Below are 15,074 nucleotides of genomic sequence, written 5' to 3'. Positions count from 1 at the left end.
GCGTCACGCATCGCTGTCTCCGCTGTCTTCGCCCCCGCTGTCTGCCTGCGCGTCCCCGTCGCGCAGTGCCGCCACCCGCCGCGCCACCTCGGGGCGCGTGAACAGGTCGCGCGGATCGGCGTCCAGTCGCCGTTGCCAGTTGGGATGGCCGGAGACCGTCCCCGGCAGGTTCGGCTGTTCACGCAGCGCCAGCAGGTCTTCCACCGGCACCAGCCGCAGCGGGGTAGGGGCGCGATGCAGCCAGCGCAGCACGGTTTCCACGGGCGCGGTGTCGGCGGGCGGCTCGGCCCCGTGTGCCACGCCTGCGTCGCGCATGGCTTGCCACAGCGCGCTGCGCTCGGCAGCGCGCAACGCCATCAGGCCGGCCTCGGTCTCGTCGGCGGCCAGCTGGTGCAGCCGGGCGCGCCAGGCAATGTCGCGGCCCGCCCACCAGCCCGCGATGGTCGGCAGGTCGTGCGTGGTCGTGGTGGCCACGGCCAGCGCGGGCCAGCGATCGGGCTGCAGGAATGCGGGGCAGGCAGGCCCGGCCGCGGCAGGGGTTTCGCCGGGAGCCTGCGCGGGAGGCGAGGGGGGCGTGTCCGGCCGGGCATCGCCGGCGGCGCGATCGCCGTCTGCCTCGTCCGCCGTGTCTGCCTCGTCCGCCTCGTCCGCCTCGCGCACGAACCACAGCACGTCGATGCCCAGCACGCCACGTGCTGCCAGTGCGGTATCGAGCGTCTCCGGCACCGTGCCAAGGTTTTCGCCGATGATGATCGCGCGGTGCCGCCAGGACTCGATGGCCACCAGGCGCAGCAGGTCGTCGAGCGGATAGGTCAGATAGGCGCCAGCGCTGGCGGGCGCCCCTTCGGGCACCAGCCACATGCGCGCCAGACCCAGCACATGGTCGATGCGCAGGCCGCCGGCGTGGGCCAGATTGGCCCGCAGCATCTCGATGAAGGCGGCATAGCCGTTGCGGCGCAGGCCGCGCGGCGAGAATACGGCCACGCCCCAGTCCTGCCCCAGCGGGTTGTACAGGTCCGGCGGGGCGCCGGCGTGGAAGCCGTTGAGGATTTCGGCCTGGCGCGTCCACGCGTGGCTGCCGCCGGGGTCGGTGCCGACGGCAAGGTCTGCAATCACGCCAATCGCCATGCCTGCCGCGCGCGCACGCTGCTGCGCGTCGTCCAGGCCATCGGCGGCCAGCCATTGCAGGAAGGCGTGATAGCCGATGGCGTCGGCGGCGCTTGTCGCGATGGCAGCGGCTGCCGCGCCATCGGGGTGGCGTAGCGACGCCGGCCAGCGTCGCCAGTCGGCGGCGTCGCGGGCGGCGTCACCGTCGGCTGCGGCGGCCAGCCGCTCGGCCTGGATGGTTTCGAACGTGGCGTGCGCCAGCAATGCCTTGCCGCCGCGTGCGCGAAACGCGGCGAATGCCTGCTTCTGCACAGCGGACAGCAAGGTGTCGTGATGCTGCCAGAGCCAGTGCAGCAAGCGCAGCCGCACCTGGGCGACGGCCGGCCAGTCGATCTCGGTGCGCCGCTCGGCTTCGGCCAGTGCCGCGCCGATGCCGAGGGTCGCCACCGCGTGGTCCACGGCGGCCTGGCCAAAGATGCGCGCGGGGTCGGCGTAGAGCGGGTTGAAAAAGATGCGGCTGGACGGCGAGTACGGGCTGAAACGCTCGGGCAGTGCCGGAAATCCCGCATGCAACGGATTGATGGCGATGGCGTCGGCACCCGCGCCTGCCGCCGCTTCGGCAGTCAGCGCCAGCGTGGTCAGGTCGCCAATGCCGCCATCGGCGCCGCGCCGTAGCCCGTACAGCTGGACCGACAGCCCCCAGGGCTTGCTTGCCAGCACCGGGCGCGGCGACGCCGCGAGCGCGTCGGCCACGCTGAAGCAGCGCGGCGGCGCCACCGCCAGCGTGGTCGCCACATCGCCCAGCAGCAGGTGGTGGTAGCCCCATTGCGAGACCGGCGCGATTTGCAGCGTGCCGTCGCCGGTGCGCCGGGCGATGCCCTCGATCGTCGTGCCGTCCTCGCATTCCAGACGATAAGGCCGCTCCGGCAACGGGTGTGCCCATGGCACGACCACGGGCCGGCCCTGGTCCGCGGTGATCAGCGGCGGCAGCGCGTGCGCCGCGTCGTCGGCCGCCAGCCGGGCGCGCGATGCCTCGCACTCGCAGGCCGTGCCGCAGGGCAGGTCCAGCGCGGTCAGCACCGTGCGCAGGGCTTCCGGCGACAGCGTCTGCGGCTGGTTCCACGCGTCGCGCCAATGCACCTGCAGCCCCGCGCGTTCAGCCAGCCGTTGCAGCGCGTCGTCGTGACTCATCGCGAGGGATCCTCGTCCTTGGGCACGGCGGCGGACAGCAGCGCCAGGCCGCGCGCCGGCACCTTGTACGCGGGACGACCTTCGTCGTCGAGCGCCACGGGTTCGTCTTCCAGGTCGGGCGCGGTGCTGTCGAACAGCAGATGCCAGTCCTCGCCCGGCGCCGGCATGCGAAAGACCACGTCCTCGTGGCTGGCATTCAGGCACAGCACGATGACCTCCACCTCTTCCTCGGGGCAGTGCGTGGCGCGGCGCAGCGCCAGCGTACGGTCTTCGGGATTGGCCCATTGCTCGCTGGTCAGTTCGTTGCCATCGGGTCCGAACCAGGCAATATCGGCCAGGCCCGGCGCTGGCTGCGAGCGGCCATGGACGAAGCGGTTCTCGGTCAGTACCGGCAACCGGCGGCGCAGCGCCAGCAGGCGGCTGACCAGCTGGCGCATCGGCGCATTCGAAGGATGGGCGGCATCGTCCCAGTTCAGCCACGACAGCTCGTTGTCCTGGCAGTAGGCGTTGTTGTTGCCCTGCTGGCTGCGTCCCCATTCGTCGCCGGCCGTGATCATTGGCGTGCCTTGCGACAGGAGCAGCGTGGCCATGATGGCGCGTGCCACCCGGGCGCGCGTTTCCAGCACTGCCTCGTCGTCGGTGGGGCCTTCGATGCTGCCGTCCGGGCTCCAGTTGGCGCTGGCGTTGTCGTCGTTGCCGTCGCGGTTGTCCTCGTGGTTGGCCTCGTTGTGCTTGTGCGCATAGCTGACCACATCGGCCAGCGTGAAGCCGTCGTGCGCGGTGATGAAGTTGACGCTGGCCCACGGCTTGCGGTGGCGGCGGTCGAACAGGTCGGCCGAGCCGGTCAGCCGCGCCGCCAGTTCGCCGCGCTGGCCCGCGTCGCCGCGCCAGAAGCGGCGCACGTTGTCGCGGAACTTGTCGTTCCATTCGGCAAAGCCGGGCGGGTGGTTGCCTACCTGGTAGCCCCCGGGGCCCAGGTCCCAGGGCTCGGAGATCAGCTTCACGCGCGACAGCACTGGGTCCTGCAGGATGGCGTCGAAGAAGCCCGACCCCGGGTCGAAGCCGTTGCTTTCGCGGCCCAGCGTGCTGCCCAGGTCGAAGCGGAAGCCGTCCACGTGGAACACTTGCGTCCAGTAGCGCAGCGAGTCCATGACCATCTGCAGCACGCGCGGGTGCGACAGGTTCAGCGTGTTGCCGCAGCCGGTGTCGTTGATGTAGTGGCGCTCGTCGCCGGGTATCAGCCGGTAGTAGCTGGCATTGTCCAGCCCGCGCCACGACATCGTGGGCCCCAGTTCATTGCCCTCGCATGTGTGGTTGTAGACCACATCCAGAATCACCTCGATGCCGGCCGCGTGCAGGCGCCGGATCGCGATCTTCACTTCATGGTGCTGGCGCCCGGACAGGTAGAGCGGCTCGGGGGCAAAGAATGCCAGCGTGTTGTAGCCCCAGTAGTTGCGCAAGCCGCGCTCTATCAGGAAGCGGTCCTGCAGGAACGCGTGTACGGGCAGCAGTTCGATCGCCGTGACGCCCAGCGTGAGCAGGTGCTCGATGAAGCGCGGATCGGCCAGCGCGGCAAAGGTGCCGCGATATTGCGGCAGCACGTCCTCGCGCAGCATCGACACGCCGCGCACGTGCACCTCGTAGATCGAGGTCGTGGCCCACGGCTGTTGCGGCGGCCGGTCATCGCCCCAGTTGAAGCTCTCGTCGATGACGACCGCCTTGGGCATCGTCGGCGCGCTGTCGCGGCGGTCGGGCGTGAGGTCGGCGCGCGGGCTGTTGAGGCGGTAGCCAAACAGCGCATCGGACCATCGCACCGGCCCGCTCAGCGCACGGGCGTAGGGGTCAAGCAGCAGCTTGTGCGGGTTGAAGCGGTGGCCACGCGTGGGTTCATAGGGCCCGAAGGCGCGGAAGCCGTACTGCAGACCCGGCTGGGCGTGCGGCAGATAGCCGTGCCAGATTTCGTCGGTACATTCGGGCAGCGCCAGGCGCTGCACTTCCTTGCGCCCGTTTGCCGAGAACAGGCACAGGTCGATGCGGCTGGCGTTCGCGGAGAACACCGCGAAATTGACGCCAAGTCCGTCCCAGTGGGCGCCAAGCGGATACGGCTTGCCAGGCAGCAGGCGATCAACGGTAAGGCTCGCCATGCGTAAAGCTCCTCGTTGTTCTGGTTATGGTTGTCGGTTGTCGTCATGGCCCGCCGCGCGGGCAGCGCGCGCTTCGGCGTCACCCGGCATGCTCCGGCGCATACCGCAGGATCAGCGTGGCCAGTGGCGGCAGGGTCAGCGAGAACGACGCGGGCTGGCCGTGCGATGGGGTTGCGTCGGCCTGCACGCGCCCGCCATTGCCCAGGTTGCTGCCGCCGTAGATTTCGGCGTCGGTGTTCAGGCATTCCTCCCATGTCCCGGCGAACGGCACACCCAGGCGGTAGCCGTGGCGCGGCACCGGCGTCATGTTGACGACAGCCAGCACCACGTCCTGGCTGTCGGGCGCGGCGCGCCGCAGGTACGCGAACACGCTGTTCTGGTGGTCGTCGCCCACGATCCACTGGAAGCCTTCAGGCCGATGGTCCATCGCGTGCAGCGCCGGCAGGTCGCGGTACAGGCGGTTCAGGTCGCGCACCAGCGAATGCACGCCGCGATGCGCGGGCTGGTCCAGCAGCGCCCAGTCCAGCTCGTCGTCATGGTTCCATTCGCGCCACTGCGCGAACTCGCCGCCCATGAACAGCAGCTTCTTGCCGGGGTGCGTCCACATGAAGCCGTAGTACGCCCGCAGGTTGGCAAATCGCTGCCAGTCGTCCCCGGGCGCCTTGCCGATCATCGATCCCTTGCCATGCACCACCTCGTCGTGGGACAGCGGCAGCACGAACGCCTCCGACCACGCGTAGACCATGCCGAACGTCATGTCGCCGTGGTGCCAGGGACGATGGATGGGCTCGTGGCCAAGGTAGCGCAGCGTGTCGTGCATCCAGCCCATGTTCCACTTGAAATTGAAGCCCAGTCCGCCCGATTCCACACTGGCCGTCACACCGGGCCAGGCGGTGGATTCCTCGGCGATGGTCAGCGCGCCGGGACAGCGTTCGTGCACCACGGTGTTCATCTCGCGCAGGAAGGCCACCGATTCCAGGTTCTCGCGGCCGCCAAAACGGTTTGGCACCCACTGGCCCGACTTGCGGCTGTAGTCGCGATAGAGCATCGACGCCACCGCATCCACGCGCAGCGCGTCGGCATGGAAATGTTCGAGCCAGTGGACGGCATTGGCCAGCAGGAAGCCGCGCACTTCGTTGCGGCCCAGGTTGTAGATCAGCGTGTTCCAGTCCTGGTGATAGCCTTCGCGCGGGTCCTGGTGTTCATACAGCGCCGTGCCGTCGAACATCGCCAGCCCGTGCGGGTCGGTCGGAAAGTGCGCCGGCACCCAGTCCAGGATCACGCCGATGCCGGCCTGGTGGCAGCGGTCGATGAACGATGCGAACTGTTCGGGCGATCCCAGCCGCGCCGTGGGCGCGAACAGCGACAGCGGCTGGTAGCCCCACGAGCCCCCGAACGGGTGTTCCGTGATGGGTAGCAGTTCGATATGCGTGAAGCCGAGGTCGCGCACATAGGGCACCAGGCGCTCGGCCAGGATTTCCCAGCCCCGGCCGCTGTCGTTGGCTGCGCGCTGCCAGGACATCACGTGCAGTTCATAGACCGACATCGGCGCGGCGTGAGGGTCGGTGCGGGCGCGCTGCTCCATCCACGCCGCATCGTTCCAGCGGAACGGCGGCGCGGCATGCCCGGCGCACGCCACCACCGATGCGGTGGCCGGCGGCAGTTCGGTGGCTTGCGCCACCGGATCGGCCTTGTCGGGCAGCACTTCGCCATGCGGGCCGGTCATGTCGTACTTGTACCGGCTGCCCGGCCCGACGCCCATGCCCTGCGGGACGAACAGTTCCCAGATGCCCGCGCCGTGGCGCAGGCGCATGGGATGCCGCGCCGCGTTCCAGCCATTGAAGTCGCCAATCACGGACACGCGCCGCGCGTTCGGCGCCCACACGGCAAACCGGACGCCCGGCTCACCGTCGATCGTCAGGCATTGCGCGCCCAGGCACTTGCCAAGTTCCAGGTGACGGCCCTCGTTGAACAGGTGCAGGTCGAGCTCGCCCAGCAGCAGCCCGAACGCATACGGGTCCGCGCCGAACTGTTCGCTGCCGTCCGGCCAGCGGATGCGCAGCCGGTAGTCGGGGGCGGTCGGTTGCCGGCCTTCGAAGCCGGGCAGGCGACCGGCAAACACGCCGTCGGCGTGCAGCCGCGTCATGTCGGCAAGGAATTCGCCATCGGCGCCGGTCAGCTGGACGGCTGCCGCGCCGGGCACGATGGTGCGCACCACCACGCCCTGTTCGTCGCGGTGGGGGCCCAGTACGCCGAACGGATCGGCCAGGCGCGCCTCGCGCAACGCATCGATGACCGGGGCGGGCAGTGTCGGCGCCGGTAACTCAAGCGCGGCGGCATCATTCCTGGCCATGGTCGTCTCCCAGCAGCTTGCGGACCAGGCGCGCCAGGCCACTGGTCGGCAGGTCGATCCAGGCCACGCGGTTGGCCGCCTCGTAACCCACTTCATAGGCAGCGCGCTCCAGCAGGAACAGGTGCAGCAGCGGTTGCAGCTGGCCGGCGGCGGCCCAGGGCTGGGGCGCTGCAGACATGGCCTGCTGGTAGCAGTTCAGGAACGCGTCACCGGCGGTGTTGCGGAAGCGGTCCAGCAGCGCGGCACGGCGATCGGCCTGTGCCGGCGGCAGCGCGGCGTGCGTGCGCTCCTGGCGGTCGGTGCCGACCGTGGCGGCGGCGTAGTCGATGGACCGCAGCAACCCGGCCACGTCGCGCAGCGGCGACGTCTTGCGCCGCCGGAACGCCAGCGGCTGGCGCGGCTCGCCTTCGAAGTCCACCAGGTAGGTGTCGTTCTGGGCGATCAGTACCTGGCCCAGGTGGAAGTCGCCGTGAATGCGGGTCTGCAGGCTGTCGGGCGCGGCGGCGGCCAGGCGCGACACCAGATGCGGCAGTTTGCTGCGCGCGGCTAACAGGGTGTCGATGTCCGCGGCGAACGCGCCCGTGGCATTGGCGCGGCGCGCTTCGACCAGGCCCAGCGCTTCTTCCAGCGAGCGCAGGGCCTCCTCTGCCCAGTCGGTAGCCTGCGCCTCGGTGGCCGCTACCGGCGCGAATGCGTCTTCATCGGTGGGCTGCGCCAGGACCGCATGCAGTTCGGCCAGCCGCCTGCCCAGCGTGCCGACCATGGTGGCGTAGCCGGCCATGGCTTCGCCAAACTCGTCCTCGTTGCCGGTTTCGGCCGCCGGCAGGGCATCGTCGATCGACCGGCCAAGGTAGTCCAGCGTCCAGTCCCAACCATCGCCCTGGTTGAGGATGTAGCCCTGCAGCAGCATCAGCGTGTGCGGCGTGCCGTCGGCGCCGGTGCGTACGACTTCGCCCAGCAGCGGTGCCGAATGGGTGTAGCCGTGGCTGGTCAGGTAGCGCGTCATCTCGGCTTCGGGGTGGATGCCCCCGGCCACGCGCCGCACCAGCTTCAGTACCCCCGTGTTGCCGAACGCCAGTGAACTGTTCGATTGTTCGGCCGACATCCACTGCACTGGTTCGTCTTCGAGCGGGGCCTCGGACAGCCCCGGTTCGGCCAGGTAGCGGATGGTGCCGTGCGGGGTTTCGGCGCTGACGTTGTCCCGCAGCGACTGCACCACGGCGCGGGCGTAGGATTCCACCACGAAGCCGTCGGTGGCCACGCCCACGCGGGCGCCGCGCCGGATGCGGGCCATCGACAGGCCCGTCATCAGTTGCGACATGCCGTCGGTATTTTCACGATCCCACAGCAGGGCCACCGGCAACTGGTAGCACTCGGTGCGGCCCGGCAGCGATACCTCGACCTCGCAGTGCCAGACCTCCTCGCTGTTGCCCACGCGGGCCACGGGCCACGCATAGGCCACGTTCACGCGCTCGATGCGTTCGCCCTTGGATGCGAACCAGCGGCGCCGCGCCAGGTAGTTCGGCAGGACCTCGGTGGTCAGCACGCGGCGCGCCGCGTCGGTCAGTTCGGAACGTCCGCCAAGGTTCTGCAGCACCAGCGTGACCTGATCCATCATCTGCTCCGGTGCGTTGACGTGCCACGCCGGCGGCTGCGCGTCCTCGCTCAGCACGAACCAGTAGAAGCCATACGGCGGCAGCGTCAGCAGGTACGTCAGCTGGCCGATGGCGGGGAAGGGCGTGGCGCCGAGCATTTCGACGGGCACGCGCCCATTGAACTGCGACAGGTCGAGTTCCACGGCCTGCGGCGCGCGCGACAGGTTGGCCACGCACAGGATGTGCTCGCCGGCGTATTCGCGCAGGTACGCCAGGATCTTGCGATTGCCCGGAAACAGAAAGCGCAACGTCCCCCGGCCGAAGGCGCGGTGCTGGCGGCGCAGCGCCAGCATGCGGCGCATCCAGTTCAGCAGCGAATGCGGGTCGCGCGTTTGCGCTTCGACATTGACGGCCTCGTAGCCGTACAGCGGGCCCTGCAACGGCGGCAGCACCAGGCGCTCGGGGTCGGCATGCGAGAAGCCGCCGTTGCGGTCCGGCGACCACTGCATCGGCGTGCGTACGCCGTCGCGGTCGCCCAGGTGGATGTTGTCGCCCATGCCGATCTCGTCGCCGTAGTAGATCACGGGCGTGCCCGGCATCGAGAACAGCAGGCTGTTCATCAGTTCGATGCGGCGGCGGTCGCGTTCCATCAGCGGCGCCAGCCGCCGGCGGATGCCCAGGTTGATGCGGGCGCGGCGATCCGAAGCGTAGACCTCCCACAGGTAGTCGCGCTCGCTGCTGGTCACCATTTCCAGCGTCAGTTCGTCGTGGTTGCGCAGGAAGATCGCCCACTGGCAGTTTGGCGGCACCTCGGGGGTCTGCCGCATGATGTCGGTGATCGGAAACCGGTCCTCGCGCGCGATGGCCATGTACATGCGCGGCATCAGCGGGAAGTGGAACGACATGTGGCATTCGTCGCCCTGAATGCCGCCGTCCGGACTGGCGGCGCCCGTGGTGTCGGCGGTGCCGCCGCCGCTCGCCCCGCCGAAATACTGCTGGGCGTCCTCGGGCCACATGTTGGCCTCGGCGAGCAGCATGCGGCCCGGATACCGCTCATCGAGATGGCGGCGGATCTTGCGGATCACCTCGTGCGTCTCGGGCAGGTTCTCGTTGCTGGTGCCCTCGCGTTCCACCAGGTAAGGCACCGCGTCAAGCCGTAGGCCGTCGATGCCGATGTCGAGCCAGAACCGCATGACCGACAGCACTTCGTTGAGCACCTGCGGGTTGTCGAAGTTCAGGTCCGGCTGATGCGAGTAGAAGCGGTGCCAGAAATACGCGCCTGCTTCGGGGTCCCAGCTCCAGTTGGACTTCTCGGTATCGCAGAAGATGATGCGGGTGCCGGCGTATTTCTGGTCGTTGTCGGACCACACGTAATAGTTGCGGGCGGCGGACCCGGGCTTGGCCCGGCGCGCGCGCTGGAACCACGGGTGCTGGTCGGACGTGTGGTTGATGACCAGCTCGGTGACCACGCGCAGGCCGCGGGCATGCGCCGCGGACACGAACCGCCTGGCCTCGGCCAGCGTGCCGTAGTCGGGGTGGACGTTGCGGTAGTCGGCAATGTCGTAGCCGTCGTCACGGCGTGGCGACGGGTAGAACGGCAGCAGCCAGATCGTGTCGACGCCCAGGCTGACCAGGTAGTCCAGCTTGGCATGCAGTCCGGCAAAGTCGCCCACGCCGTCGCCATTGGCGTCGTAGAACGACTTGATGTGCAACTGGTAGATCACCGCGTCCTTGTACCAGAGCGGGTCGGCGTTGAGCAGTGCGGCGTTGGCGCCCTCGGAGAGTCGCTTCATGCCGTGTCTCCAGGTTGTTGTTGAGGCCTGACGTGCCAGAGCGCGAACGGCAGTTCGTGCGGATTCAGGCGGATGTGCTGGCGCTTGCCGTGCCACGTGAAGCGCGTGCCGAACATCTGGTCCTCGGCGTCCAGCGCGGCGTTGTCCGGCAGGCCCCATTCCCACAGCGGCAGTTCGATGTCGGTCTCGCGCGCGGCGCGCGGGTCCAGGCTGATGGCGGCCAGCAGCACGTCGTCTCCGAATGCGCCGGCATGTTCGGCCCCGGTGGGCACGAAGCGTGCGAAGTACAGCACGGCGTCGTCGCTGGCGTGATAGAAGCGCAGGCCCAGGTGGTTCTGGAGTGCCGGGTGGCTCGCGCGGATCTGGTTCAGCCGCGAGATTTCGGCCACGATGTTGCCCGGCGCGTGCCAGTCGCGCACGCGCAGCTCGTACTTCTCGGAGTCGAGGTATTCCTCGCGCTCCACGCCGTTCAGGATCAGCGGCGCGCTCTCGCAGACCTCGAAGCCGTTGTACATGCCCCAGAGGCCCGACAGCAGCGTGGCCAGCGCGGCGCGGATCAGGAACGCCGGGCGCTCGCCGCCATGCAGGAAGAACGGGTTGATATCGGGCGTGTTGACAAAGAAGTGCGGGCGGTAGAACTCGCGCAGCGGGCTTTGCGTCAGCTCGGTCATGTACTCGATCAGCTCGGCCTTGGTGTTGCGCCAGGTGAAGTACGTGTACGACTGTGAAAAGCCCAGTTTGGCCAGACGCGCCATCATCTTGGGCCGCGTGAAGGCCTCGGCCAGGAACAGCGTATCGGGGTGCTTTGCCCGCACGTCCGCGATCATCCATTCCCAGAACGGCAGCGGCTTGGTGTGCGGATTGTCCACGCGGAAAATGCGCACGCCCTGATCGGCCCAGAACATCACCACGTCGCGCAGTGCCTGCCAAAGCTGCTCGCCGGCCGGTGGCGCAGCATAGAAATCGACGTTGACGATGTCCTCGTACTTCTTGGGCGGATTCTCGGCATAGCGCAGCGTGCCGTCTGGCCGATGGGAAAACCACTCGGGGTGCTCGCGCAGCCAGGGATGGTCGGGCGAACACTGGATGGCGAAGTCGAGCGCCAGTTCGATGCCCATGTCGCTGGCGGCCTTGCGCAGGCGCTGGAAGTCCTCAAGCGTGCCAAGCTGCGGATGGATGGCGTCGTGGCCGCCCTCGGCGCTGCCAATCGCGTACGGGCTGCCCACGTCGCCGGGCTCGGCCTTCAGGCTGTTGTTCTTGCCCTTGCGGTGCGCCTGCCCGATCGGGTGGATCGGCGGAAAGTACAGCACGTCGAAGCCCATCGCACGAATGGCGGGCAGGCGGCGGATCACGTCGTCGAACGTGCCGTGGCGATTCACGTCGCCGCTCTCGGAGCGCGGGAACAGTTCGTACCAGCTGGCAAAGCGGCCGGCCAGGCGGTCTGCCTCGACCGGCATGGTGGCTGGATAGCGGCTGGCGAACGGACGGCCCGCCGGGGTTTCCATCGCCGCGCGCATGGCGGCCTCGGTACGCGGCGAGAGCAGGATTTCCAGCCGCAGGGCGTCGTCGGCCGCCGCCGACAGGTCGGCCAGGATCGCGCCGGCATCGGCGATGCCACTGGCTTCCGGCGTGCCGAGCGTAGCGGCCACCAGGCGCGCGCCTTCCTCGATTTCCAGCTTGATATTGACGCCGGCCTTGCGCTTCTTGCCGACTTCGTCCAGCCAGCTGGCGAAGGTGTCGCGCCAGGCTTCGACCGTGAATTCATGGCGACCCATGGCCACCATCGGGAAACTGCCGCGCCAGCGGTCGTTGACGATGTGGACCATCGGCGCCCTGTGCCACGCCTGTTCACCGGGGCCGCGCCACAGCACCACGGCGGCCAGCTTGTCGTGACCGTCCATCCAGATATCGGCGCTGACTTCCACGCGTTCGCCCACGGTGCGGCGCACGGCAAAGCGGCCGTTGTCGGTGGCCGGCGACAGGTTCTCGATGGCCACGCGCGGCGCTTCCATGGCGGCGGCCAGCGCGCGGTCGGCCGACCGGCCCCCTGATTTACGCGTGCCGTTGCGCGTATCCTTGCGCCCGTTCGTCGCGATCACGGGCGCGGGCACGGCCTCGAACAGGCGGATATCGGCGGGCGGCAGCGTGATCGTGCTGCATGGGCTGAGGTTGTCGAGACCGTCTTCCAGCGTGCCCCCGGGGCCGCCGTTCACGGGTGTCAGGGTGGCCGCCGGCTGCGGCAGGCCGCTCAGCACCCGATCGACGCCAAACGACGCAGGCTGCACGGGACAGGGGTTCAGCACCACGGTCAGCGCCGGTTTGCCGGCGGCGCCGTTGGCCAGGTGGCGCGGCACGCGGGCCAGCACGGTCAGCGGGGCATCGGGCCCGCTGACCTGTCGCACTGCCACGGCAGGTTCGTCATCGCGGGCGGCGAGCCAGGCGTTGGCCTGCATCAGTTCATGGGTCAGGTCGTAAGGCGCGTCAACGATATCGTCGGGATGGCCGTCGGCCTGCGCGCCGGGTGACGCGTCGAGCGCCGAGCCCGGCGCTCCATGCGCGGCAGCGGCGCCGGTCTCGTAACCAGCTGGCACCAACCATCCGTCTCCGATGGCGGCGGCCGTCCACAACGCCCGCCGGGCAGCCAGGACGTCTACGCCGTCAGGGGCCAGCGCGGGCGCGGCCAGCACACGTCCAAAGCGGCGCAGGCGCGCGATTTCCTCGGTCAGCCACGCGCTGCGATAGTCCCACCATGGCAGTGACGAAAACGCGCCGTCGAACGGCGCGGCGGCCAGGTCATCGAGTTGCTGGGGTGTGCAGCCGGGGGTCCAGGCCAGGAATAGCGGCTTGCGGCCATATAGCGGCTTGCCGCCATTGGCCGGTGGGGTGTCGCGTTGCAGCGCCTCTATCAGTTGGGCCCAGTGCCGACCCGCCACCCGCGATGGTGCCCTGCAGCAGAAGCCGGCCGCGCCGGCGGCCAGGGCATCGCCGAGCTGGGCAGTCCACCAGGCCAGCAACTGCCCCGCCGTGGCGTCGTCGAACCAGCGCACGCGAACGCCAGGCAGGTGGTTGTCGGTGGCATCCGGGCTGCCGGCGGGGCGGGCATGATCGATCCATCCGTCATGCATGGCCGCCGTGTCGTTGGGAAGCCGGTCCAGCGCAAGGTCGAGCAGCGGCGCCAGGCCGTGCTTGCGGCACGCTTCGAACGCCGCTTTCAGGACGTCAGGGCGGGAATGGGACGCTGACCAGCCGGCCAGCAGGATATGGTCGAATCCGAGCCTGGCGGTGCGCATCAGGGTGTCGTTGTCCAGGGCTCGCGATTCCGTCAGGTTGAGTTGGCAAATGCGCACGTCACACGTCCTCTGGCCGTGGGCGCCCCGTAGGACAAGCGGGCGCGCGTCATGTCAATTCCATAAGGACATGCAGAGGACGTGCCAGCGGGATGCCGGGCGCCGGTATCGCGCTGGAAGTGCGGCGCAGCAAGGGTTGGCACGGATGACGCCAACGCCGCTGCCCGGTCGGCAATGTAAGAAGTACAGGGTCGAAATGGCGGGGACGCAGGAATGCCCTGATAGGAATGCATGCATTCAGGACACCCGAACGGGGGCCGCAGCGTGCGCGCGGATCTGGCGGACGCCAGGCGGCCAGTCGGGAGAAGGAGGAATGGTCGGCCGCGGAAGCCGGGGCGATCAACTGGCCCGATACACGTCGAGACGGTTGTACAGCGTCTTGAGGCTGATGCCCAGCGCCTTGGCGGCCTGGCGTTTGTCGCCGTCGTACTTGGCCAGGGTGGCCAGGATGATCTCGCGCTGGGTGTCGGCCAGCGTGGTTCCCACGCGCACGCTGACCACGCCGTCCACGGTGGTGGGGCGGGGCGGCTGGCTGGCCAGGCCCGGGTTGCCGATCTCGACCTGACGATCGGCAAGGATGTAGGCGCGGTAGATGGAGTTCTTCAGCTCGCGCACATTGCCGGGCCAGTCGTAGCGCACCAGCCGTTCCAGCGAGCCGGGAGAGAAAGACTTTTCCGTCTGCTCCATCGCGTTGAACTCGTCCAGGAAATGGCGCGCGAGCGGAATGATGTCCTCGGGACGCTCGCGCAGCGGCGGAATATGCAGCGGGAAGACGGCCAGCCGGTACAGCAGATCCTCGCGCAGCTGGCCCCCGCGCACTGCGTCCATGGGGTCGCGGTTGGTGGCAGCCAGGATGCGTACGTCGCTGATCATCGGCGCATCGCCGCCCACGCGGTGGAACGAGCGGCTTTCCAGCACGCGCAGCAGCTTGATCTGCATCTCCAGCGGCATTTCGGTAACTTCGTCCAGGAACAGCGTGCCACCCTGGGCCTGCTCGAAGTAGCCCGCCTTTTGTTCCAGTGCGCCGGTGAAGCCGCCCTTCTCGTGGCCGAACAACTCCGATTCGATCAGCGTGGGCGCGATGGCGCCGCAATTGACGGCCACGAACGGGCCCGACCGGCGGCTGCTGCGTTCATGCACGGCACGCGCCACCACCTCCTTGCCGCTGCCGCTTTCCCCCACGGCCAGCATCGTGACGTCGGTGGCCGCCACCCGGTTCAGCTGGCCGATCAGCCGCTGCATGGCTGGCGAGGTACTTTCCCACAGCAGCGAAACCTGCGCGGGTGCGGCGCGGCGTCCCGCCGGGCGCGGCGGCGCGGCGGGACGGCCGGAAGGGAGCGTGGCGGTGGTTGACACGGGCGTAGAGGGAGCCTGCGGTCCGGCGCGGAAAAATGTCGGGTCGGCCGGTGCGCGCGGGCGCGTCGCAATGGTGGAAGATGTCTATCATGCTATCTGTTCACGCGCCGGGTGGCTACAGCCTGAAACGCTGTTGCGGCAAGGTCCCACAGGCGTGTCAGACGGACACCGGCATCGTGGCCAGGGGA

6 protein-coding genes are annotated in these 15,074 nt (G+C 68.9%); all 6 read right to left on the bottom strand.

Translation table 11 applies throughout. From position 1 onward, the window contains the following. Positions 1-3 precede the first annotated feature (3 nt). Positions 4-2,298 carry a 4-alpha-glucanotransferase gene (malQ, locus tag D9X30_RS20645; RefSeq protein WP_153945996.1) on the bottom strand — a complete coding sequence of 765 codons (2,295 nt, stop codon included), beginning with the start codon at positions 2,296-2,298 and terminating at the stop codon, positions 4-6. Beyond that, positions 2,295-4,442 carry a glycogen debranching protein GlgX gene (glgX, locus tag D9X30_RS20640; RefSeq protein WP_153945997.1) on the bottom strand — a complete coding sequence of 716 codons (2,148 nt, stop codon included), beginning with the start codon at positions 4,440-4,442 and terminating at the stop codon, positions 2,295-2,297. The genes malQ and glgX overlap by 4 nt, the downstream gene beginning before the upstream one ends. 79 nt (positions 4,443-4,521) lie before the next feature. Further along, complete coding sequence (gene glgB / locus D9X30_RS20635) at positions 4,522-6,795, bottom strand: 1,4-alpha-glucan branching protein GlgB (protein ID WP_153945998.1); 2,274 nt, start codon at positions 6,793-6,795, stop codon at positions 4,522-4,524. Further along, positions 6,782-10,183 (bottom strand): maltose alpha-D-glucosyltransferase, encoded by a 3,402-nt coding sequence (treS, locus tag D9X30_RS20630; RefSeq protein WP_153945999.1) that lies wholly within the window; start codon positions 10,181-10,183, stop codon positions 6,782-6,784. Before treS ends, glgB begins: the two co-directional genes overlap by 14 nt. Next, positions 10,180-13,530 (bottom strand): alpha-1,4-glucan--maltose-1-phosphate maltosyltransferase, encoded by a 3,351-nt coding sequence (locus D9X30_RS20625; RefSeq protein WP_249641027.1) that lies wholly within the window; start codon positions 13,528-13,530, stop codon positions 10,180-10,182. The genes treS and D9X30_RS20625 overlap by 4 nt, the downstream gene beginning before the upstream one ends. 339 nt (positions 13,531-13,869) lie before the next feature. Then, on the bottom strand, positions 13,870-14,886 hold the full coding sequence (locus D9X30_RS20620) for a sigma-54 interaction domain-containing protein (protein ID WP_249641026.1): 1,017 nt from the start codon (positions 14,884-14,886) through the stop codon (positions 13,870-13,872). Between the last annotated feature and the right edge of the window lie 188 nt (positions 14,887-15,074).

Origin of the sequence: Cupriavidus sp. U2 (genome assembly GCF_009663685.2) — a bacterium.
Taxonomy (GTDB): domain Bacteria; phylum Pseudomonadota; class Gammaproteobacteria; order Burkholderiales; family Burkholderiaceae; genus Cupriavidus; species Cupriavidus necator_C.
This window is presented reverse-complemented; position numbering and strand designations above follow the sequence as displayed.